Below are 22,674 nucleotides of genomic sequence, written 5' to 3'. Positions count from 1 at the left end.
ACCACCTCGCCCTGCGCAGACGAAAGCCCGGACACCTTCGCTCCGTCAGTGTCCGGGCCCTGCGGGAGGGCTTGGCCCTACGGGCGGGCTTGGTCAGCCGCCGTTCAGATCCACCGCCGTTCAGATCAGCCGCCGTTCAGATCAGCCGCCGTTCAGCCGCCTGCTCAGAAGCGTCTTGCCCAGTTCAGCACCCTTGCGACTGTCCGCCTGGGCCTTGCGGAACAGGTCGGCCACCTCGGCGTCCTTGCCGCGCTCCGCGTCCTCGATGTAGGTCTCCAGCCGCAGCGCGTTGCTCAGACACGCCTCCACGTACCAGATCAGGTTGTAGTCCTTGTCCTGCGTACCGGTCACACGGCCGGTTTCCACGCCGCTGGTCATTCTGGCCTCCTCCGGCGTTGCCGTTCCTGGCCTCGCCGAGTACCCGCCGCCCGAACGGGCACACACGCGACACCTCTGGAGGCGGGCATCCACCCCAACTCCCCCATGTTGTACGGCAATTCAGACAGTCGACGCAGAAGTGAGCAGAGCCCCGGCACTTTCGAAGCGAAGTGTCCGTCGACCGTGCGAGATCGGTCGATGACGGTGTGTACTGTGCTCCGAGCGCCTCGCCGCAAGGCCTCGGAACCAGCCCTGCCCACTGCCCCCGAACCGACCTCCTGGGAACCGACTCGATGATCGAAATACCGGACCTGGCGACCGGCGGCCTCGCCGTCGGCATGCTGTCCGCACTCGCCCTGGGCGGCGGGCTGCTGCGCGCACAGCGGCAACAGGCCAGGCAGCGTGCCGAGATCGACGCGTTGCGCCGCCAACTCGAAGGAGCGCTGGAGGCGTTCACGGCCGAGGTCGAGCATCTTGCGACGCAGCGCGTCCCGGCCGCCGCCCGGCAGCTGGCGCATCCCCACCTCGCCGTGCCGGGTCCGCTGCATCCGCAGACGGCGAGGGCACCACTGGGCCTCGCGCTGGAGCATGTGCTCGCCGGGCTGCACACCGAGCTGGCCGCGCAGCACACCCGGATCGACGCGGCCGCACAGGCCGGTATGCGCGGGGCGACGCGCGAGATCCAGGCGGGACTGTACCGGCTGCAGGACTCGTTGCGCGGGCTCCAACAGAAGTACGACGACCCGGAGTTGACGCAGACCCTGTTCCAGCTCGACCACGAGAACGAGCAGTCGCTGCGGCGGGCGCAGGTCGCCGCCGTGGTGTGCGGGGCCTGGGTCGGGCTGGCCCGCGAGGAGTCGCATCTGGTGGACGCGGTGACCGGCGGTCAGGCCCGGCTCGCGGGCTACCACCGGGTCCGGGTCCACAATCACCTGGCGGCGGGGACCGGGCTCGTGTCGCACGCCGTCGAGCCGGTCGCGATCATCGTCGCCGAACTCCTCGACAACGCCCTGCGGCACTCCGCACCCGACACGGATGTCGTGGTCAACCTGGAGCACGTGCATCACGGCGCCTGCGTCACGGTCGACGACGCGGGTCTGGGCATGACCCAGGACGAACGCGCCCGCGCGCAGCGGTTGGTGGCGGGTTCCGAGCCGATTCTCCTCACCGAGCTCGGCGATCCGCCGCGCATGGGGCTCGCCGCGATCGGGCAGCTGACCCGGCAGTTCGACCTGAGCGTGGATGTGTCGTCGCCGTCGCCGTACGGCGGGGTGCGGGCGGTACTGCGGGTCGACAGCCATCTGCTCAGCCGTATCGACCCCGACGAGCGACCGCCCGCGGCGAGCGCGCCGCGCTCCACCCGCCCGGCCGCCCGGGACGAGGACGCCGTCGACTCACGGGACGAGGCATCCGGCGGCTCCCCGGACAAGACGTCCGACGGCCCCTCAGGCGAGACGTCCGCCGTCTCCCGAGGTGAGGCGTCCAGCACCTCGCACGGATACGGGGCCGAGCACGACGACGACACCTCCGGCGCCGTATCCGGGCATCACGCTCCGCGGGACTCCGGTGGTCTGCCGCAGCGCCGACGCCGTACGACGCCGGCCGCCGCGGCGAGTGACGTGCCCGCGCCGCGGCCCGCGGTGCGCCGCCCGGAGCGGGCCGCCGCCGCGCTGGGTGCGCTGCAGGCCGGTACCGCCGCCGCGCGGTCCGCGGCCGACGAGAGCACCGGCGGCGCCTCCACCGCCGTACCGGAAGCCGCGCACGCGGCGCCACAGCGCGCCGAAGCCGCGGCGAACGACACCGATCAGACCGACCATGAAGGGGGAACGGCTCGATGACCAGCCGCGATGCGGGAGACACGGCGTGGGTGCTCGAACCGATCCTGCAGGTGCCGCATGTGGTGGCCGCCGTGCTGCTCACGCGGGACGGAATGGTGACCGGGTACACGGACGCGCTCACGCGGCCCTCGGCCGAGCGGGTGGCCGCGATCACCAGCACCGTGCAGGGAGCCTGCCGTACCGCGGCGGCCGCGTTCGCCGACCGGGAGCGGGCCGAGGTGCGGCAGGTCGTCATCGAGTCGGACCACGGTTACGTGCTGATCGTGCCGACGGACCACGGCACGTGCGTGGCCGCGTACGGGGACGAGGAGGTGCGTCTGGATCTGCTCGCGCACCGGGTGCACTCGCAGGTGGCCCGGCTGGGCGAGAAGGCGATGGCCGCCGCGCCCCGAGGTGCCGACGGCGGCGCTCCGGCATGACCGGCCGCCGAGGCGGCCGCCCCCTGGTTCCCGCGTATCTGTCGACCGGCGGCGTGGCCCGGCCCAGCCGGCCCCACCTGGAGCGGCTGTCGGTGCTCACCGGCGCCGGAACGCCCGCCCCCGCCGGTCTGCCCGCCGCCCAACTCGCCCTGCTGGACGCCCTGGACGACGGTTCGCTGACGGTGGTGGAGGCCGCTGCGCTGCTGCGGTTGCCGGTGTCCGCGGTGCGTGTCCTGGCGGCCGAACTCATCGACCGCGACCTGGTGCTGGCCCGTGCGCCGATCCCGCCCGCCGGACGCTTCGACCCCGACCTGCTGAAGAGAGTGGCCGATGGCCTTCGCGCCCTCAAGCACAACTAGCCGCACCACCAAGGCAGTTGGTGCGACCCCTGACGCGGACGGCAGCATCCACCTGCCCGACACCGCCCTCGACCTGGTCAAGATCCTGGTCGCCGGTCCCTTCGGCGTGGGCAAGACGACCCTGATCGACTCCGTCTCCGAGATCCGTCCCCTGCACACCGAGGAGCCGCTCAGCGAGGCGTCCGCGCAGGTGGACGATCTCGCCGGGGTGCGGGACAAGTCGACCACCACCGTCGCCGTCGACTTCGGCCGGATCAGCCTGCCGGGCGGGGTCGTGCTGTATCTGTTCGGCACGCCCGGGCAGGAGCGGTTCCGGGCGCTGTGGGACGACATCGCCTACGGCGCGCTGGGCGCCCTGGTCCTGGTCGACAGCCGTCGGATCGACGCGTCGTTCGACGTGCTGGGGCTGGTGGAGGAGTCCGGGCTGCCGTACGCCGTCGCCTTCAACGCCTTTCCGGACGCGCCGCGCCACTACACCGAGGAACAGCTGCGCGCCGCCCTGGACCTGGACGCGGACACGCCGATGTTGACGTGTGACGCGCGGGATGCGGATTCGTCCGTCGACGCGCTGCTCGCGCTGGTCCAGCACCTGATCGACCGTCACGCTCCGGAGGACCGGTGACCACCCACTCCCCCGACCGGCAGGCCTTCTCCCGCGCGGCACCCGTGCGCCTGTGGGAGGACGGCTTCGCGCTGGATCCGTACCGCTACTACGAGGCGCTGCGCGCCCAGGGCCCGCTCGGCTGGGCGGAGTTGGCGCCGGGCGTGCCGGCGTACGTCGTCACCGACCGGCGGGCGGCACTGGATCTGCTGCACGACACGGACACGTTCTCGCACGACCCGCGGCCGTGGGAGTCCACGGTCGCCGACGACTCGCCGATCCTGGGCATGATGCGCTGGCGGCCCAACACGCTGTTCGCCGACGGCGCCGCCCATGCCCGGTACCGCACCTCGCTGATCGACACCTTCGACCTCATCGAGCCGCACGACCTGCGGGCGCGGGTGCACCGGGCGGTGCGGGTGCTGGTGGGCCGGTTCGGGCCGAAGGGCGAGGCCGATCTGGTGGGCGAGTTCGCGCGGCCGCTGATGGCGCTGGTCTTCAACAACCTCTTCGGGCTGCCGGACAGCCAGAGCGAGAGGCTCGACGGGGCGCTGGGCAAGATGATGGAGGGCGGCGCCGAAGCGGCCGAGGGCGAGGCGGAGTTCGGCGGCTACGTGCTGGAGCTGATCGCGGCCAAGGCCGAGCGGCGCGGCGACGACCTGCCGAGCCGGCTGCTGGACCACCCGGCGGGGCTGACGCCCGAGGAGGTCACCTGGCAGGTGTTCCTCACGCTCGGCGCCGGGCACGAGCCGACGGCCAACCTGGTGTCGAACGCGCTGTCCCGCATCCTCGGCAACCCGCTCTACTACTCCACGCTCACCAGCGGGGCCCGCCCGGTCATGGACGCCGTGGTGGAGGTGCTGCATCACGAGACACCCCTGGCCAACTACGGCATCCACTACGCCCGCAGCCCGGTGTCCTTCCACGGCACGTGGATCAGGGCCGCGGTGCCGGTGGTCGTCTCCTACGGGGCGCTCGCGCACTTCGCGGAGCGGGAGATCACCAGCGGCCGCCACCCCAAGGACGCCTCGCACCTGTCCTGGTCGGCGGGCCCGCACGCCTGCCCGGTCCGACAGCACACGCTGCTCATCGCCACCGAGGCGATCGAACGGCTCACCCAGTGGCTTCCCGACCTGGAGCCGGCCCTGCCCCGCGAGCGCCTGACCTGGCGGCCCGGCCCCTTCCACCGCTCCCTGACCTCCCTGCCCGTCCGGTTCAGCCCTCGCTCCCCCGACCAGCCAGGAGTTCCGTCGTGACCGTGTCCGACCGCATCGACCGCATCGCCATCGACCCGTTCGGTGCCGACATCCCCGGCGAGAGCGCCCGGCTGCGCGCCCTCGGCCCGATCGTGCCCGTAGAGCTGCCTGGCGGCATCCCCGCATGGGCACCCACGGGCTACGACACCCTCAAGGAGCTCATTCTCGACCCGCAGGTCAGCAAGGACCCGCGACAGCACTGGAGGCTGTGGCCCGAGATAGCCGAACACCCCTCCTGGGGCTGGATCCTGGGCTGGGTCGGCGTGGTCAACATGCTCTCCACGTACGGCGCCGACCACACGCGACTGCGCAAGCTGGTCGCGCCGAGCTTCACACAGCGGCGTACGGAGATGATGCGGCCGCGGGTGGAGGCGATCACCACGGAGTTGCTCGACGCGCTCGACGCGCCCGTTGCGCTCGGCGAGGGCGGCGCGGTGGTCGATCTGAAGGCCGGACTCGCCCATCCCCTCCCCATGCGGATGATCTGCGAACTGTTCGGTGTGCCCGAGGAGTTGCGGGAGGACACCGCAAAGCTCATCGCGGCCATCATGGACACCTCCGACCCCAGTCCGGAGCACGCCGCGTTCGTGCAGCAGCAGATCGGTACGGTGCTGGGGGCGCTGATCGCCCACCGCAGCGAGCAGCCCGGGGACGATCTGACGACCGAGCTGATCCGGGTGCGCGACGAGGACGGCGACCGGCTCAGCAACGAGGAGTTGCTGTACACGCTGCTGCTGGTGATCGGCGCCGGTTTCGAGACGACCGTCAATCTCATCGGCAACGCGGTCGTCGCCCTGCTGACCCACCCCGAGCAGCTGGCCGCCGTACGGTCCGGCGAGATCGGCTGGGACGCGGTGATCGACGAGACGCTGCGGGTGCACCCGTCGATCGCGTCACTCCCCCTGCGGTTCGCCGTCAGCGACATCAAGGTCGGGGACGTGACCATCGCGGCCGGGGACGCGATCATCACGACGTACGCCGCGGCGGGGCTGGATCCCGTGCACTACGGGCCGGACGCGAACAGCTTCGACGCGGCGCGCGGCGCCGACGACCATCTGGCGTTCGGGATCGGGGTGCACCGGTGCGTCGGCGCCCCGCTCGCTCGCGTGGAGGCCCTGACGGCGTTGCCCGCGCTCTTCGACCGCTTCCCGGACCTGCGACTTGCCGTCGGTGAGGACGAGTTGCGCCAGGTGCCGTCGTTCATCGCGTTCGGCTGGCAGGAGATACCGGTGCGGTTGCGGGCCTGAACGGCCGGAAGCGGGGACGCGACCGGTCCCCCGTTCCGGTCGTGCCCCCGCGGCGAGTAGAACCTACGTCTACGCGTGATGATTGGGTATCGCGTCGATGCCCGCTGCTGCGCCCGTGGGACTCACCTGTGCACAGGTGAGTCCGGAAGGCCCGGTTTCGCCCCGTGCAGGGCGGGCTGATCCAGGTCGCCCACGGCGAGATGGGCCAGGACGACCTCGTACAGGTCGCTGCCGCCGGCGAGGAGTTGCCGCTCGAGGACGGGTTCCGCGCTGCGGACGTGCTCGCGGACGGTCTGGGCGTGGACGCCGAGGGTCTGCGCGGCGCGTTCGGCGTTGCCGCCTTCGGCGATCCAGGTGCGCAGGGTGCGGCGCAGGTCCCGGGTGTCCTGGTCCAGGCGTGCGAGGAGTTCCTGCGCCCAGGTGCGCATGGCGGGCCCGGACAGCAGGTCGTACAGCGAGGTGTGGGGCGCTTCCGAGGAGCCGGTGTCGGCCGGTGCGCCCGCCAGGCTCACCTGGCTGTTGAGCGCCAGGTGGACCACGGCACGGGCGGTCAGGTCGGCGAAGTCCGTGCGCAGCAGGGCTTCCACGCGTTCCATGCGGGCGCGGACGGTGTTGCGGCTGACGCCCAGGACCTTGGCGGCGTTCACGGCGGTGAACTCCAGGCCCAGCCGGGTGGTGGCGAGCAGTTCGGCGCGGGTGTGGTGCGGCAGGGTGTCGAGCGGGTTCAGCAGACGGGCCGTCCAGCCGCGCAGTGCCGCCGGGTCGGTCAGGCGCTCGGGGTGGGTGCGTTCGGCGTAGACCGCGGCCTTGTCCGGGCGGAAGTGGGCGACGGCGAGGGCGCTCACGGCCTGCCCGTACGCGGTGGCGGTGCGGGCCAGGCCCTGCCGGGCGCTGCCGCCGATGAAGGTGCCCGGACGTGGGCCGATCAGGGAACGCAGTTCCTGGGCCTCGGCCTCGCCGGGCGTCACGACGATCACGTGCTCGTCCACCGCCGGGCAGAGCACGACCAGCGCCCGTTCGCCCGTCGCGTCGATGCACTCCCCGGCCAGCCGGTACCGGTCCTGCGCGGTGCCCTCGACGACGTAGACGCAGGCGGTGTCGGTGTCGAGCAGTCCGGGCCACAGTCCCGCGGCCACCCGGCGTGCGGAGACGGTGTCCTCCACCATCAGCAACTGCAGGATCGCCAGCCGCAGATCGGACGTGGCCCGCTCGAGCCGGCGTCCGGCGGCGGTCATCTCGCCCGCCTTGAGCAGGAGTTCGATCACCTGGACGGTGTGCGTGACGATGTCGGAGGTGCGCCGGTCGAAGGGCGTCTCGCGCGACACCGCGAGGACGCCGGCCGACGACCGGTTCGGGTACGCCACCCTGACCAGGCGCAGGTGCCGGCCCTGGCCCTCCCAGGCGGCGGAGGCGATCCGGCCGGCGGTGACGGCCGCGACGAGGTGCTCGTCCAGGGTCGCCCGTGTGCCGCCGAGGAGCGTTCCGGTGTCGTCCTGCAGTGAGGCGGTGCCCTGCACGGCGTCCGCGAGCCAGGCGACGACCCGTGGGACGTCCTGCCCGGTCGGCCGCAGGTGGTCCAGCAACTCCTGCGCCCATGCCGAGGCGTCGGCGCCCCGCACCCCCGTCTGGCGGACCCCGTCCTCTCTGCCAGCCACGTCGGCCTTCACCTCGTCCTGCGCTTCCTTCACGACATACCGTTCGGGACGTTACCTCACCCGTGCTCGGCGGTACGCCGACGTGGGCGTCGGGGACGGGTTCCCAGGATCGCGGCGGCCATCCCCCACCTCACGTTGTCGCAGCCTGGGCCAACTGCGCGGCACGCTTCGAGGCCTCTTCTCCGGGTCGGCGGGTCTTGACCCACCCTGCATCGGCGCGTACAACATTCCCCAGCAGAAAACGTTTACCGCATGTGTCCTCCGCTCGGATCGAGCCGCGCACCGGCGCGGCCCTCAATGGAGAGGCCCCCAGCACGATGAGAAGTTCAGAGGACCGGGAAGAGCCCACGCCGGACAGAGTCGGCAGCCCGGTGGCACTGTCGCGCCGGGGGATGCTCAAGGGCACGGCTGTCACCGCCGGTCTGGCCGCGGCGGGGATCGGCGCCGCGCGGCCGGCCTACGCGGCGGACGACGCGGTCGTCGCGGAGGACGCGGCCGACGCGACCGACGCGACCGCGCGGATGGGCGGCAACACCATCACGATGTCGGTGGTGGACGGAGCGCTGCGGTGGTCCGCCCGGCACAATGGCAAGACGGTGATCGACACATCCGTGCTGGGCCTCGGGCTGAGCGACGGGACCGTCCTCGGCAGCGACGTGACGGTGACCCGGAACCAGCACTGGACCACCCGCACCACCTGGACGCCGGTGTACGGGCGCAACGCCACCGTCACCGACCTTTACCAGGAACAGCGCTGGAACCTGCGGGACACCGCCTCGGGGATCCGCTTCAGCGTCCAGATCCGCGCCTACAGGACCGGTGTCGCACTGCGCTACGTCCTGCTCGACAAGGGCACCGCCACCATCTCCGACGAGCTGACGACCTTCGTCTTCCCCGACGACACCACCGTCTACAGCGCCCGTGATGAGAACGCCTACCTCCCGGTGGCGCCGGGCTCCATACCGGTCACCGGGACCTCCACCACGGACAACGGCCCGCTGACCGACCTGCCGCTGACCGCCACCCTCTCCGACGGTCTCATCGCCTGCGTCTGCGAGTCCTCGCGGCTGAACTTCCCGCGTCTGATGCTCAGTTCGGTCGACGGGCAGCCGGGCGCCCTGTCCGCCTTCCTGATGGAGCACACCGCCCGCGGCACCGGCCCGGCCGAGACGACCAGCACGGTCACCACCCCGTTCGCCACGCCGTGGCGCGCGCTGGTGATCGGGTCCACCCACGCCGAACTCGTCGACAACGCCGAACTGATCCTCAACCTGGCCCCGCCCAGCGCCCTGACCGACACCTCTTGGATCAAGCCGGGCAAGGTCTTCCGCTGCGAGCTCAGCACCGCCGCGGGCCTCGCGGGCGTCGACTTCGCCGTGGCCCGGGGTCTGGAGTACATCGAGTACGACGCCGGCTGGTACGGCCCCGAGTTCAGCACCCCCGACGCGACCAAGCCGATCGCCGCCATCGACCTGCCGTCCGTCATCTCGTACGCCACGAGCAAGGGCATCGGCGTCTTCCTCTACGTCAACCGGCTCGCGCTGACCGACGCGGACTCGCTCTTCGGCCTCTACAAGAGCTGGGGCGTCTCGGGCATCAAGCTCGGCTTCATCAACGACGGCACCCAGCCGATGACCGACCAGATCACGGACTGGGCCAAGGCGGCCGCCAAGTACCAGCTGCTGATCGACATGCACGACGACGTCCGTCCGTTCGGCTACGAGCGCACGTACCCGAACTACATCAGCCTGGAAGGCGTCCGGGGCAACGAGCAGTTCCCGACCGCCACGCACAACGTGACGCTGCCCTTCGCCCGCAACATCGGCGGACCGATGGACTACACCATCTGCTACGACCAGTCACGCGACAAGACGACCAACGCCCACCAGATGGCGATGGCCGCGGTGTACTACCAGCCCCTCAACTTCCTCTTCTGGTACGACAAGCCGTCCAAGTACTCCAACCCCGCGAACTGGCCGGGACTGCCCTGGTTCAACGCCATCCCCACGACGTGGGACGAGAGCCGGACCCTGGCCGGTTCGATCGGCGAGTACGTGGCGGTCGCCCGCCGGGGCGGCGACACGTGGTACCTCGGGGCCATGACCAACGAGACGTCCCGGACCCTGTCGATCCCCCTGTCCTTCCTGGGCAGCGGAACCTACACGGCGACCGTCTACGCCGACGGCACCCCGGGCACCAGCCCGTACCGGACCCCGGTCGTGGTCAGTACTCAGACCGTCACCTCGGAGACCACGCTGAGCGTGGCCATGGCCCCGGCGGGCGGCCAGGCGGTCGTCCTGAAGCCAAGCTGACCCTCGGCGGCAGGCACAGCGCCACCGGCTCAGAGGAGAGAAAACGTTTACCAAGCTACTGGAGAGTACCTCTCTGATCGGCAGGCTCAACACGACCAAGCCGGTGCAGTAACGTCGGAGCCGTGACGGACGAGGAAAAGGGGCTGCCCACCACCCCGGGAGCAAAGAAGGCGAAGCGCAGGGGAAGGCCGACCGACAGGCCGAGCACGATCCGCGACGTCGCCGCGAAGGCCGGTGTCTCCGTAGCAACCGTTTCCCGGACACTGGCGGGCAACTACCCCGTGTCCGCGGAAACCAGGCAGCGGGTCATGGCCGCCGTCGACTCCCTCCACTACGTCGTGAACGTCCACGCCAAGGCGCTCTCCGGACGTGTCGCCGGCCCCATCGCCCTCGTCATGAACGACATCACCGGCCCCTCCCTCGCCCACGTGGCTGCGGGAGTGGAAGAGGAGGCCGGCCGCCGAGGCCGCCTCAGCCTGGTCTGCTCCACCAAGGGTGACACCAAGCGGGAGGACGACCTCGTCCAGCTCATGCGGGAACAGCACGCGGCGGCGGTCGTCCTCGTCGGCGGCACCGTGACGGACGACGCCTACCACCGCCGTATGGCGGGCTACGCCAAGGCGCTGGACTCCGCGGGATCCCGGCTGGTGCTGTGCGGCCGGCCGCCGCTGCCGGAGGGCGTGCCGGCCACGGTCGTGGACTACGACAACCGAGGCGGCGCCTTCCAGGCCACCGCGCACCTGCTGACGGCCGGCCACCGGCGCGTCCTCTTCCTCGGCGGCGCTCCCGGCTTCAGCAGCGCGGAGGAGCGCCACCTCGGGTATCAGGACGCCCTGCGCGCCCATGGCGCGCCGTACCTCGCGGAGTTGGACACCACCGGGGACTACACCCGGAAGTCGGGCTACCTGCGCACACGGGAAGCGCTGCGCACGGGAGTCGAGTTCACGGCGGTCTTCGCCGGGTCCGACGTGGTCGGACTGGGGGCCCTGGCCGCCCTGCGCGAGGCCGGTCTGCGCGTGCCGCGCGACGTCTCCCTGGTCGGCTTCGACGACGTCCCGTTCGCCGCCGACCTGACCCCGGCGCTCACCACGGTCCGTGTCCCGTACGAGGAGCTGGGCCGCACCGCCGTACGGCTCGCCCTGGACCGAGAGGTGGGTTTCGCCTCCGACAACCACGTCGTGTTGAGCACGCAGCTCGTGATCCGCGATTCGGTGCGTACAGCAGGCTGAGAGCGGCGGTCGTGGGGGGCACGACGAGACCGGTGCCTCGTGCTCTCGGACACGCTCCCCGAAGCCCGACTGCCCCGGCCTGCGCGGCTGCCGGGCATCGAGGGCATAGGCTCGGCGAATGGCGAAGTACTTCGACGTGCACCCCGACAACCCCCAGCCGCGCACCATCACCCAGGTCGCCGACAGCGTCCGCTCCGGTGCGCTCATCGCGTATCCGACGGACTCCTGTTATGCGCTGGGCTGCCGACTGGGCAGCCGTGACGGCATCGACCGGATCCGGACCATTCGCCGACTGGACGACCGGCACCATTTCACCCTCGTCTGCCAGGACTTCGCGCAGCTCGGCCAGTTCGTGCTGGTCGACAAGGACGTCTTCCGCGCGATCAAGGCATCGACGCCCGGCAGCTACACCTTCATCCTGCCCGCGACGAAGGAGGTGCCGCGCATGCTCCAGCATCCGAAGAAGAAGACGGTCGGCGTGCGCATCCCCGCCCACGTCGTCACCCAGGCGCTGCTCGCCGAACTCGGGGAGCCGCTGCTGTCCAGCACGCTGCTGCTGCCCGACGAGGACGAGCCGATGACCCAGGGCTGGGAGATCAAGGACCGGCTGGACCATGTGCTGGACGCGGTGGTCGACTCCGGGGACTGTGGCACCGAGCCGACGACCGTGATCGACTTCTCGGGCGGCGAGGCCGAGATCGTGCGGAAGGGAGCGGGCGACACGTCCCGGTTCGAGTGAGATGGGCCGGGCGGGGGGTGGTCGCGGCGCCCTGAGGCTTGCGTGCCACGATGACCTCGACCCGGCCCCTCCCACGGGCCGGCCCTCGCCTACGCCCCCACGCAGAGAGGCACGTCCCAGCCATGACCGCCGTACAGGGAACCACCGTCGACATCCCCACCGAAGACGGCACCGTCGACGCCTATCTGGCCCATCCCGCTGACGGGGAACCCCGTCCGGCGGTCCTGCTCTACATGGACGCCTTCGGTCTGCGGCCCCGGCTCAGGGAGATGGCCGACCGCCTCGCCGAGGCCGGGTACACGGTGCTGGTGCCCAACGTGTTCTACCGTCACGGGCGCGCGCCGGTGGTCGAGTTGCCGGAGTTCATCGATCCCGGGGCCCGGCCGGAGATCTTCGCGACCATCATGCCGATCATGCAGGAGCTGACGCCCGAACGCGCGATGCGGGACGCCGGCGCCTATCTGCGCTGGCTGGCCGACTGCCCCGTGGCGGCCGACTGCCCGGTGGCGCTGACCGGCTACTGCATGGGCGCGCGACTGTCCCTGCTCACGGCCGGCACCTTCCCGGACCGGGTTGCCGCGGCGGCCGGATTCCACGGCGGACGGCTGGCGACCCAGACGCCGGACAGCCCGCACCTGGTGGCCGGGCACATCACCGCCGAGCTGTACTTCGGCCATGCGGACCAGGACCCGTCCCTGCCGGTCGAGCAGATCGAGCGCCTCGAGACCGCGCTCACCGAGGCGGGGGTCCGCCACCGCTGCGAGGTCTACCCGGGTGCGGGGCACGGGTTCACGCAGGCCGACACCTCCGCGTACAACGCTGAGGCGGACGAACGGCACTGGGCGGCGCTGCTCGATCTGCTGAAGCGGACGTTCTGAGCCGCTCCACCACTCAAGTGGCGGCCCTCCAGAGGCAGTCTCCAACGTGCCTCGTCCGTGCCATCGCGTCGCCCGCCCGGGCTCAGGCTGCGGCATCCCCGCAAGGCCCGGACACGAAGGCCAGGATGTGAGGGACTGCCTCGCGGAGGCTGACGAAGTGGCGATGCACGCCATCCACCGCGAGCGCGGCGTTCACGCCCCACACCGTCATCCCCGCGCGCAGCCCGGACTGCACACCGGAGGGGGCGTCCTCGATGACCAGGCAGTCTCCCGGCTCGGCAGCCAGTTGCGCAGCGGCCTTCGCATAGGGCACGGGTGAGGGCTTGCCCTCCTCGACTGCGGCCGCGTCCACGATCACGTCCGGCACCGGCAGGCCCGTCCGCAGGAAGCGGCCGCGCACCCGGTGCTCGTAGTTCGACGTCACGAGCGCCCAGGACCCCGGTGGCAGGCCGTGCAGCAGCTCCGAGGCGCCGTCGAAAGCCGCATAGACGCCGGACCGGACGTCGTCGTCCTCCAGCTCGTGCAGCGTGGCCAGGCACTCGTGCGGATCGTGGTCCGCAGCGACTTGGGCGAACGTCTCCATCGGCCGCGTCCGCAGAGCCACCTGGTAGACCTCCTCCGCATCCAGCCCGTACCGCTCCGCCCAGGCCGCCCAGACCCGGCGCTGGTTGCTCACCGCGTCGATCAACGTGCCGTCGACATCGAACAGTACATATTTCATGCGGCCCGGCCGCCCCCGTTCACTGGTCATGCGTTGATCATGCCAGCAGCGGACAGGCGCTGGTGAGCGTGGTGGCGCCGAGGTGGCGGCTTGCTGCAACAAGGTGCCTTCGGGGGGCGGTGCGCAGCATGGGCGCCGTGGCGTCGTCGGCCCGCCACCGGCAACCTGCTGGACTGAGGGTCGCGCGTCCGATCGCAGAACGAGAGCAGCTGGGAGATCCGAGATGGCGACGAAGGCGAACCTGCCCGACGTGGTGTCCCGCGAGGAGTGGCTTGCCGCGCGCAAGGAGCTGTTGGCCAGGGAGAAGGAGCTGACCCGGGCACGCGACCAGGTCAACGCCGAGCGGCGGCGGCTGCCGATGGTCCGCGTCGACAAGCCGTACGCCTTCGAAGGCCCCGACGGGCAGGTGAGCCTGCTCGACCGCGGCCGACCAGATCCCGGCCACGCTGCGGCAGTTGCACGTACGCAACACGACGCTGGTCGCCGTGACACGGGCGCCGTACGCGAAGCTCGCCGCGTTCCGCGAGCGGATGGGGTGGGCCTTCCCCTGGTACTCCTCGGCCGGCACTGACTTCAACTACGACTTCCACGCCACCGTCGACGACCGGGTCGCGCCGGTCCAGGTCAACCACTGCAGCGAGGCCGAGCTCGCCGAGGCGGGGCGGCCGTGGTCGCAGAGCATGCGGGGCGACTATCCGGGCGTCAGCGCGTTCCTGCGTGTCGGGGACGAGGTCTTCCACACCTACTCGGCGTTCGGCCGTGGCATCGAAGAGTTCCACTACGGCATCCCCTACCTCGACCTCACCGCACTCGGCCGCCAGGAGCCGTGGGAGGAGCCGAAGGGACGCGCGACCCCACTGGGCCTGCAGGTCGGCGGCCCCGCGCTGCGCCTCCCCGACGAATACGGCGTCTGACGATGCGGCGGCAAGCGTCCTCTGGGGCGCCGCCGTCCCTGCGGTGCCACCACTGCGCGCTCAGCTGACGGGAGCGCCGAACCACTTGGGCAGCCGGCTGATCAGGTCCTGCTGGTCTTCCCCGACCCACGCCACGTGGCCGTCCGGCCGCAGGAGTACCGCGGGCAGGTCCAGTTCCTCGCTGACGTCGACGACGTGGTCGACCCGGTCCGCCCAGCCCGCCACCGAGAGCCGGCCGGTCTGGTCGAGCAGCAGTCCGCGGCCGCCGTGCATCAGCTCGTAGAGGCGGCCGCGCTTCAGCGTGATGTCCCGCAAGCGCCGGCCGAGCAGTTCATGGCCGTCGCCGAAGTCGTAGCGGACCCCGATCGCGGTGATCTTCTCGATCAGGTACCGGTTCACGTCCTCGAAGTCCATCAGCTGCGCCAGCAGCCGGCGCAGTGCCTGCGGCCCCGGCTCGGTGGACAGCAGCTCCATCTGGGCGCGGGTGTTGTCCAGGACGTCGGCGGCCACCGGGTGCCGTTCGGTGTGGTAGCTGTCCAGCAGTCCCTCCGGTGCCCAGCCGCCCACCTCGGCGGCCAGTTTCCAGCCGAGGTTGAACGCGTCCTGGATGCCGATGTTGAGCCCCTGTCCGCCGGTCGGCGGGTGGATGTGCGCCGCGTCGCCGGCCAGCAGCACCCGGCCGACCCGGTAGCGCTCGGCCTGCCGGGTGGCGTCGCCGAAGCGGGAGAGCCAGCGCGGGGAGTGCACGCCGAAGTCGGTGCCGGCGACCGCCCGGAGCTGTTTCCTGAACTCCGCGAGGGTCGGCGCGACCGAGCGGTCCTCGCTCACCCCCTCGGCGGGCACGACGACGCGGTACACCCCGTCTCCCATAGGTCCGAGGCCGAACCGCTTCTGGGTCTTGCGGACTTCGGCCACCACGGCGGACACGGTCTCCGGCGGCACGTCCACCTCCATCGCGCCCAGCAGCGTCTCGACCCTGGTGGGTTCACCGGGGAAGCCGACGCCGAGCAGCTTGCGCACCGTGCTGCGGCCGCCGTCGCAGCCGACGAGACAGCGCGAGCGCAGCCGCGTGCCGTCGGCCAGTTCGGCGGTCACCCCGTCCTCGTCCTGGCTCAGCCCGACCAGCTCGCAGCCGCGCCGGACCTCGGCGCCGAGCTCGACGGCGCGCTCGGCCAGCAGGCGATCGGTGGTGGTCTGCGGGATGCCGAGGACGTAGCCGTGCGCGGTGTCCATCCGGTCGGGCCAGGGCATGTCGATGGCGGCGAAGAAGCCGCCGACCTTGAACTGCTTGCCGTGCGCGAGGAACCGCTCCAGCAGCCCGCGCTGGTCCATCACCTCGATGCTGCGCACGTGCAGGCCGAGCGCGCGGACGAACGAGGCCGGTTCCGCCTCCTTCTCCAGCACGAGCACGCGCACGCCGTGCAGCCTCAGCTCACCGGCCAGCATCAAGCCGGTCGGGCCACCGCCGACCACGATCACGTCGATCCCGTCGTTCCCGTCTATCCCGTCTATCCCGTCGATCAAGAGAACCCCCATTCGACGATGTTTCCGCAGGTCCCGGCTTCGAGCGACGATTCTGCGGCACGACCCGGGCCTTGCCGCAAGCCCCCCGGTGCGCTGTACCTTGAGAGTGGCAAGGAGTGCATAACCTCCTTGCCTTTGCTTTTGCCGGCCTCGCTCACCCACCCTCAGGTGGCATGCTCACGCCCTCGCCGGTACCGGCCGCCGTACCAGATAGACGGCCGCGGTCGAGACGAGGACGGCCATGCAGGCGATGAACACCAGGCCCGCACCCTCCAGACCGATCGGGCCCGTCAGCACCCCCACGCCGATGACCGGCACCGAGATGCCCGCGTAGGCCACCACGAACAGCGTCGAGATCACCGCCGCGCGCCGGTCCGCCGGAGATGCCTCGGCCACCGCGGCCAGCGCCCCACGAAACGCCAGCCCCTGCCCGCCCCCGCCGACGAGCGCGCTCGCCACCACCAGCGCCATGAGGTCCCACCGCAGCGCTCCCGCGAGCAGCGCGAGCCCGGCGAGGAGGCCGGCGCAGCCCAGCGGCAGCGATCGCCCCACCCCGACTCTGCCGACGGCGAGTTGCCCGGCGGTCGAGGCGAAGAAGGCCAGCGCCACGACCAGCCCGCTCACGGCGTGGTTGTCCACGTCGAGGGACTCCGCGAGGAACGCCGGGCTGACCGACGTGAACACCCCGAACAGCGCGAACCCCACGAACGAGGCGATCGCCGCGGGCCCGAACACCGCACGCACCTGCGCGGGCAGTCCGGGGCGCTGCGGCCGTACGGTGCTCAGTGGCGACCGCTCCCGTACCGTCTCCGGAAGTCGCAGCAGGACGGCGGCCGAGCCGGACACCAGTGCGAGGTGCACGACGAACGGCAGGTACAGCGGCCAGGAGGCGTACTGGGCGAGCACCCCGGCGAGCAACGGACCGCAGCCCAGTCCGCCCATGTTGGCCGCCGTGGCCACGAACGTGGCCCTCGATGCGCCGCCGTGTGGAGCCAACTCCATCACGTAAGCCGTGGCGGCCCCGGTGAACAGGCCTGCGGACAGACCCGACAGCAGCCGCCCCGCGTAGAGCCAGCCCAGCCCGGTGGCGCACAGGAAGCAGACGGCACTCGCGGCCGCGAACCCCAGGCCGCAGAGCAGGACCGCACGTCGTCCCACCGCGTCCGAGGCGTTGCCCACCAGCAGCAGCACGCCGATGACCCCGAAGGCGTACACGGCGTACACGACGGTCACCGTCAGCTCGGAGAACCCGAACTTCTCCTGGTAGAGGGGGTAGAGGGGGGTCGGCAGTGTGGTGCCGGCCATGCACACGGCGAACACCGCCCCGCTGAGCCAACACTCGCGCCACCCTCGGCGATCGCCGTCCATGCCGCCGACGGTAACCCCGCGCCCCGCCCCCGCCCGGCCCGGCACGCCACCAGTACGGACTCTCGTACGGCCCCCGGGCGTGCTCGGTTCCGGGCGGTGATCGACGGCTCCTCGACGGCGCCGGGACGGTTACTGGTGTGCCGGTGATCTGGCCAGGTGTGCGGCTACGGCCATCACGGCGACGGAGGCCAGGACGATTCCCGCACCGACGTACAGCGGCGCCGTGTAGCCGAGGCCCGCGGTGATGGCCACGCCCCCGAGCCAGGCGCCGAGGGCGTTGCCGAGGTTGGACGCGGACACGTTGGCGCTGGCGGCCAGCGCCGCCCCGTGGGCGTAATCGGTGACGCGAGTGATCATGCCGGGCACGCCGGCGAAGCCGAAGAGTCCCATCAGGAACACGAGGATCACCGACGCGACGGCGCTGTCGGCCAGCAGACCGAACACGGCCAGGGTGATGGTGAGTCCGAGCAGGGCGAGGACCAGGGCGCGGTCACGGTCGCGGTCGGCTGCTCGCCCGCCGATCAGGTTCCCGACGACCAGGCCGACGCCGTACACCATCAGCAACCAGGAGACGTCCGCCGGCGAGAATCCGCCGACCTCGGTGAACGTGTAGGCGAGGTAGCTGAACGCACCGAACATGCCGCCGTAGCTCAACGCGGTGGCCGTCAGCGTCAGCCAGACCTGCCAGGACCGGAACGCACGGAACTGGGCCCGCAGGCCACTGGGCGGTGCGGGGCGTGAGCTGCTCGTCGCCGCTGTCGGCGGCGGTGTTTGGCCGGCCCGGCCGGGGACGAGGGCGGCGATTGCGGCCAGCGCCAGTACGCCGATCGCGGTGACCGTCCAGAAGGCCGCCCTCCAGCCCCAGCGCTCACCCACCCACGCGCCGAACGGCACGCCCAGCACGTTCGCGACCGTCAGGCCGGCGAACATGACGGCCACCGCGCGGGACTTCTTCTCCGGCGCGACCAGACTGCGAGCGACCAGCGAGCCGATGCCGAAGAACGAGCCGTGGCACAACGCCGCGACGATCCGGCCGAGCAGCATCACCGGATAGCTCGGTGCGACGGCGGACAGCAGGTTGCCGATGACGAACAGCGCCACCAGGCCGACCAGGACGGGCTTGCGGGGCAGTCGTGCCGTCGCCGCGGTCAGCGCGATCGCGCCGATCGCGACACTCAGCGCGTACCCGGAGATCAGCCGGCCCGCTGCCGCCTCGGACACCGCGAAACTCGACGCCACCTGCGGCAGCAGCCCGGCGATCAGGAACTCGGTCAGCCCGATGCCGAACCCGCCCAGTGCCAGCGCGATCAGTCCGATGGGGGTGCGTCGCCGTTCGGTTGTACGCCCGGGTAAGGGGGACTTGGTCTCCCCGACCTTGAATTCACTCATCGCCCCACCCTCGCCTCCGGCGGCGCATCCGCCCATGGACAAAGATCGACGAAGCTTGGACGAACGGCGTGTTCCTGGGTTCTGGTCGCCCGTCAGGGTGGGTCAGTCACGCACGTGATCGGGCCTTGCCCCGAACCCCTGGCGCAGGCACTCGGCGAGACGGGCGGCGATCGCGCCGTCCGGGTCGAGGCGAGGGTTGAAGATGGTGACGTCGAGCCCTACGGCTCCCGGGTCACTCAGCGCCGTATGCAGTACGCCCTCCAGTTCCTCCCAGGTCAGCCCGCCCGGTTGGCGGTAGTCGACGGCCGGCATGATCGCGTCGTCCAGGACGTCGACGTCGAGATGCACCCAGAACCCGACGCCAGTGCTGGTGCTGGTGCTGGTGCTGTCGGTGAGTCGGTGGATCGCCTGGCGCGCTGCCGTCGTGGCGCCGGTCGCGCGCACGGCGTCGAGGTCGATCGCGTGCAGGCGGGGTGGCAGCGGCTGCATCCCGGCCTCGGCCGACTCGGCGGCGTCGCGGAAGCCGAAGACGACGACGTCCTCGTCCCGCAGCAGTGGTCCGCGACCTTCGAGGTCGGTGAGCAGCCGAGGGCCGCGGCCCGTGGCCAGGGCGAGTTCCATCGAGGCCGCCTCACCCGTCGGCTCCGCCGAGGGCTGGTAGAAGTCGGTGTGGCCGTCGAGGAACAGCAGTCCGTGGCGTCCACGGCGGCGCAGGGCGAGGAGGTTGCCGAGCAGGATGCTGCAGTCTCCGCCGAGGACGACGGGAAAACGCCCGGCGTCGAGGACGCCGCCGACGGCGTCGGCCAGCCGGATGGAGTACTCCGCGATGCCGTGGGGGTTGAGGATCCCGGTGTCGGCGTCCCTCGTCGGGTCGTACGCCGATGGTTCGACCCGGCCCACCCGTACCGCATCGAGCCCGACCGGCAGACCGGCGTCGAGCAGAGCCTCCGGCAGCTCCTGAACGCCGGACGGCCGCAGCCCCAGGACGGACGGTGCCTCGATGATCGCCAGTTCCCGCATGTCCCGTCCTTCGGCTCCTGGACCACTCCTCACATCCACCATCTGTGCCACATCCCGAGACCCGGCACCACTTGGGGCTCGGCTCCATGGCAGCAGCAATCGTTCCCTGGCTCCTGGCTCTCGCCTGGCCGGATCTCGCCCCTATGTGACCGAAGTCGACTCACGGTGATGCAGAGTTCAACGGCTACCGGCGGTAAAGGCTTGCTTTGCGCTCCCTTGACCCGTACACCTTGCTTCTCACAACGAGCCATGACTCTGGGGGGAGTTGGCGCATGCAAGGCACGGTTGACGGGTTCCGCTACGGAGCGGTGACCCCGGTGGCGGCCTATCTGATGGCCTGCCTGGGAGGGGCGTTGGGACTTCGGTGCATTGTCCGGTCCCTGCTCAACGAACAGTCGTGGAAACCGGGTTGGCTGGCGCTCGGCGCCGCGTCGATCGGCTGCGGCATCTGGACGATGCACTTCATCGCCATGATCGGCTTCGATGTCGAGGAGACCCGGATCCGTTACGACACGGGCCTGACGGTCCTCAGCCTCACCGTGGCGATCGTCGTCGTCGGCATCGGCGTGTTCATCGTGGGCTATCTGGGCGCGGGCAGGGGGGCGCTGACCGGTGCGGGCGTCATCACCGGGCTCGGCGTGGCCGCCATGCACTACTTAGGCATGGCCGCGCTGCGCCTCGACGGCAGCATTCAGTACGACGCGTTCGCCGTGGGGCTCTCCGTTCTGATCGCGATCGTCGCCGCGACCGCCGCACTGTGGGCGGCCGTCACCATCCAGGGTTTCCTGACCAGTCTCGGGGCCAGCCTGATCATGGGTGTGGCCGTCTCCGGGATGCACTACACGGGTATGGCCGCCGTCAGTGTCCATCTGCACGACACGACCAGTGAGTCGTGGGCCGGTGACTCGCCCACCTCGCTGCTGCTGCCGATGCTCCTGGGGCCGATCATCTTCCTCCTGCTGGCCGGAGTGGTGGTGATGTTCGACCCGCTCCTGGTCCTCGGCGACGGCGACGGCCGGCGGGACCGGTCCGGCACGGCCCGGCGGATCGGTGCGAGCAGCGCCGCCGAGCAACAGCCCGGCGCCGACGCCGCGTTCGCTCCCGATCCCGCTTCCTCTGCCCCTGCCGCTGCCGCTGCCGCTGCCGACGGCCCGCAACCCCGCCTGAGCCGGGAGTTTTACGCCCACAAGTGGTGACTCGGAGGGCGGTGGGAGGTGCGGCGACACGCGGGCGCCTCCTCCCCCTGCTCGGCGTCCTCTAGATCATTGTTACGGTGCACCGGTGTCTGACTCCTCACGCGATACCGCCGAAGGCGCCGGCTGGGGCGCCGCCGAACTCGGTGAGTACAAGCGGCTGATGCCGCACAAGGTCGAGAAAATCTCCTGGCTCAACCCCAAGACGCTGTGGGCCGCCCGCAACGGCGTACTGGCGTCCTGGTTCGGGGACCCCACAGGGCGTACCCGCAGCCGCTGGGTGGCGCAGCGGGCGGCCGCCGGGGCACCCGCGGACAAGGTGATCCGGCGCGACGACCCGGACAGATTCTCCTTCCTCGTCATCGGTGACACCGGCGAGGGCGACGACTCCCAGTACGCCGTCGTACCGGGCCTTTTGAAGGTGGGTCAGGACACGCAGTTCGCGGTCGTCGCGAGTGATGTGATCTATCCGGTGGGCAGCGCCGACGACTACGGCACCAAGTTCTTCCGGCCGTACCAGGACTACCAGGCGCCCATGTACGCGATACCGGGCAACCACGACTGGTACGAGGACCTCGGCGCGTTCATGCGCGTCTTCTGCGACGACGCCCCGCCCCTGGAACCCGAGGCCGCGCCGCGTCCGCTCAGTGGGGCATGGCTGCGGTCGCTGCTGTGGCACCGGCCGCGCCGGGAGGACGGCCAACACCTCTCCGAGGCACGGAAGTTGAGGTCGGGGGCCGCACAACAAGCCGTCCAGCCAGGGCCGTACTGGGCGATCGACGCCGGGCCGGTGCGGATCATCGGCATCGACACGGGCCTGTTGGGCACCATCGACGCCGAACAGGGCGCGTGGTTGCGCGAGGTGTCCAAGGACCCTCGGCCGAAGATCCTCATCACTGGCCAGCCGCTGTACGTGGACGGTGAACACCACCCCGGCGTGATCGAAGGGGGCGGCACCGTCGACGAGATCGTCCGCGACCCGGCACACCGCTATGTCGCGGCGATAGGCGGCGACATCCACAACTACCAGCGCTACCCGGTGCAGGTGGACGGCCGCACCATCCAGTACGTGGTCGCGGGCGGCGGCGGTGCGTTCATGCACGCCACGCACACCATTCCGCGGATCGACATCGCGAACGTGACCGAGAAGGAGTTCCGCTGCTATCCGCTGCGCGGCGACTCCCTGGCCTTCTACAGCCGGCTGTACGGACGACGGCTGCGCATGCGCCGCTTCTTCACCCTCACCGAGACTCAGGCCGCGGCCGTCATCGCCGAGCGGCTGGAGATCCAGCCGGGTCGCGCACCGGCCCCGGACGCCCGCGTCACCTGGCGCACGCGCCTGGTCGCGGGCCTGCTGGGCACGGGACGCCGAGCCGACCGGGCCAAGCGGTTCCGGCTCCCCGTGCGCAAGATCTACACCCAGTTGTTCTCGCCGGGCTCGGCGACCTACAGCCCGCCGTTCTTCAAGTGCTTCCTGCGCCTGGACGTCACCCCGCAGACCGTCCGGCTGCGCTGCTACGCCGCGACCGGCAACCGCGCCCAGGAGGTCGACCCGCCGGTGGAGGACGAGGTCACCATTTCCCTGGTCTGACCTGGGAAGCGCGGGAACATCATCGGCCGCGGGCCCGTTGGCA

Annotated in this window: 19 protein-coding genes and 1 pseudogene; 13 read left to right on the top strand and 7 right to left on the bottom strand. The window is 71.0% G+C overall.

What is annotated here, in order from left to right; translation table 11 throughout:
- Positions 1 to 141 precede the first annotated feature (141 nt).
- Positions 142 to 378, bottom strand: coding sequence for a hypothetical protein (locus PBV52_RS49965; protein WP_274248931.1), 237 nt, complete (start codon positions 376 to 378; stop codon positions 142 to 144).
- A 293-nt stretch (positions 379 to 671) separates the two neighbouring features.
- Here PBV52_RS49965 and PBV52_RS49960 point away from each other — a divergent pair, with 293 nt between their 5' ends.
- From PBV52_RS49960 to PBV52_RS49935, 6 genes are read left to right on the top strand one after another with little or no spacing between them, the layout of a single operon-like run.
- Positions 672 to 2,216, top strand: a complete 1,545-nt coding sequence (locus tag PBV52_RS49960; RefSeq protein ID WP_274248929.1) for an ATP-binding protein — start codon at positions 672 to 674, stop codon at positions 2,214 to 2,216.
- On the top strand, positions 2,213 to 2,635 hold the full coding sequence (locus PBV52_RS49955) for a roadblock/LC7 domain-containing protein (protein ID WP_274248927.1): 423 nt from the start codon (positions 2,213 to 2,215) through the stop codon (positions 2,633 to 2,635). The genes PBV52_RS49960 and PBV52_RS49955 overlap by 4 nt, the downstream gene beginning before the upstream one ends.
- Complete coding sequence (locus PBV52_RS49950; RefSeq protein ID WP_128429532.1) at positions 2,632 to 2,994, top strand: DUF742 domain-containing protein; 363 nt, start codon at positions 2,632 to 2,634, stop codon at positions 2,992 to 2,994. Before PBV52_RS49955 ends, PBV52_RS49950 begins: the two co-directional genes overlap by 4 nt.
- A complete protein-coding gene (locus PBV52_RS49945) occupies positions 2,966 to 3,616 on the top strand; it encodes an ATP/GTP-binding protein (protein ID WP_274248924.1) in 651 nt (216 codons plus the stop codon). The genes PBV52_RS49950 and PBV52_RS49945 overlap by 29 nt, the downstream gene beginning before the upstream one ends.
- Positions 3,613 to 4,851, top strand: coding sequence for a cytochrome P450 (locus PBV52_RS49940; protein WP_274248923.1), 1,239 nt, complete (start codon positions 3,613 to 3,615; stop codon positions 4,849 to 4,851). Before PBV52_RS49945 ends, PBV52_RS49940 begins: the two co-directional genes overlap by 4 nt.
- The gene (locus PBV52_RS49935; protein WP_274248920.1) at positions 4,848 to 6,098 is read left to right on the top strand and encodes a cytochrome P450; all 1,251 of its coding nucleotides are present in this window, start codon (positions 4,848 to 4,850) and stop codon (positions 6,096 to 6,098) included. Before PBV52_RS49940 ends, PBV52_RS49935 begins: the two co-directional genes overlap by 4 nt.
- Before the next feature lie 122 nt (positions 6,099 to 6,220).
- Here the strand turns inward: PBV52_RS49935 and PBV52_RS49930 are convergent, their stop codons facing one another.
- Positions 6,221 to 7,753: a helix-turn-helix domain-containing protein gene (locus PBV52_RS49930; RefSeq protein ID WP_274248919.1), complete on the bottom strand. Its 1,533-nt coding sequence runs from the start codon at positions 7,751 to 7,753 to the stop codon at positions 6,221 to 6,223.
- A 317-nt stretch (positions 7,754 to 8,070) separates the two neighbouring features.
- On the opposite strand from PBV52_RS49930, the gene PBV52_RS49925 reads away from it, so the two are divergent.
- The 4 genes from PBV52_RS49925 (at position 8,071) to PBV52_RS49910 (ending at position 12,911) form a co-directional block, all read left to right on the top strand.
- Complete coding sequence (locus tag PBV52_RS49925; protein WP_274248917.1) at positions 8,071 to 10,065, top strand: glycoside hydrolase family 97 protein; 1,995 nt, start codon at positions 8,071 to 8,073, stop codon at positions 10,063 to 10,065.
- Positions 10,066 to 10,187: 122 nt separating this feature from the next.
- Positions 10,188 to 11,294, top strand: coding sequence for a LacI family DNA-binding transcriptional regulator (locus tag PBV52_RS49920; RefSeq protein ID WP_373921993.1), 1,107 nt, complete (start codon positions 10,188 to 10,190; stop codon positions 11,292 to 11,294).
- Between the two features lie 118 nt (positions 11,295 to 11,412).
- Positions 11,413 to 12,033, top strand: a complete 621-nt coding sequence (locus PBV52_RS49915) for an L-threonylcarbamoyladenylate synthase (protein WP_274248915.1) — start codon at positions 11,413 to 11,415, stop codon at positions 12,031 to 12,033.
- Positions 12,034 to 12,155: 122 nt separating this feature from the next.
- Complete coding sequence (locus PBV52_RS49910) at positions 12,156 to 12,911, top strand: dienelactone hydrolase family protein (protein WP_274248913.1); 756 nt, start codon at positions 12,156 to 12,158, stop codon at positions 12,909 to 12,911.
- Between the two features lie 82 nt (positions 12,912 to 12,993).
- On the opposite strand, the gene PBV52_RS49905 is transcribed toward PBV52_RS49910, so the two are convergent.
- Positions 12,994 to 13,662 carry an HAD-IA family hydrolase gene (locus tag PBV52_RS49905; protein ID WP_274248911.1) on the bottom strand — a complete coding sequence of 223 codons (669 nt, stop codon included), beginning with the start codon at positions 13,660 to 13,662 and terminating at the stop codon, positions 12,994 to 12,996.
- A gap of 193 nt (positions 13,663 to 13,855) precedes the next feature.
- Here PBV52_RS49905 and PBV52_RS49900 point away from each other — a divergent pair.
- A pseudogene (locus PBV52_RS49900) lies at positions 13,856 to 14,546 on the top strand (DUF899 domain-containing protein).
- Positions 14,547 to 14,606: 60 nt separating this feature from the next.
- Here PBV52_RS49900 and rox read toward each other — a convergent pair.
- The 4 genes from rox to PBV52_RS49880 form a co-directional block, all read right to left on the bottom strand.
- Positions 14,607 to 16,082: a rifampin monooxygenase gene (gene rox / locus PBV52_RS49895; RefSeq protein WP_274248909.1), complete on the bottom strand. Its 1,476-nt coding sequence runs from the start codon at positions 16,080 to 16,082 to the stop codon at positions 14,607 to 14,609.
- A gap of 165 nt (positions 16,083 to 16,247) precedes the next feature.
- Positions 16,248 to 17,438 (bottom strand): MFS transporter, encoded by a 1,191-nt coding sequence (locus tag PBV52_RS49890; RefSeq protein WP_274248907.1) that lies wholly within the window; start codon positions 17,436 to 17,438, stop codon positions 16,248 to 16,250.
- Between the two features lie 129 nt (positions 17,439 to 17,567).
- Entirely contained in the window at positions 17,568 to 18,827 is a 1,260-nt protein-coding gene (locus tag PBV52_RS49885; protein ID WP_274248905.1) for an MFS transporter, read from the bottom strand.
- Positions 18,828 to 18,929: 102 nt separating this feature from the next.
- The gene (locus PBV52_RS49880; protein ID WP_274248903.1) at positions 18,930 to 19,847 is read right to left on the bottom strand and encodes an arginase family protein; all 918 of its coding nucleotides are present in this window, start codon (positions 19,845 to 19,847) and stop codon (positions 18,930 to 18,932) included.
- Between the two features lie 272 nt (positions 19,848 to 20,119).
- On the opposite strand from PBV52_RS49880, the gene PBV52_RS49875 reads away from it, so the two are divergent.
- Together PBV52_RS49875 and PBV52_RS49870 are read left to right on the top strand one after the other, a co-directional pair.
- Complete coding sequence (locus tag PBV52_RS49875) at positions 20,120 to 21,043, top strand: MHYT domain-containing protein (protein ID WP_274248901.1); 924 nt, start codon at positions 20,120 to 20,122, stop codon at positions 21,041 to 21,043.
- 85 nt (positions 21,044 to 21,128) lie between these two features.
- Positions 21,129 to 22,631: a metallophosphoesterase gene (locus PBV52_RS49870; protein WP_274248899.1), complete on the top strand. Its 1,503-nt coding sequence runs from the start codon at positions 21,129 to 21,131 to the stop codon at positions 22,629 to 22,631.
- Positions 22,632 to 22,674 lie beyond the last annotated feature (43 nt).

Origin of the sequence: Streptomyces sp. T12 (assembly GCF_028736035.1) — a bacterium.
Taxonomy (GTDB): Bacteria; Actinomycetota; Actinomycetes; order Streptomycetales; family Streptomycetaceae; genus Streptomyces.
This window is presented reverse-complemented; position numbering and strand designations above follow the sequence as displayed.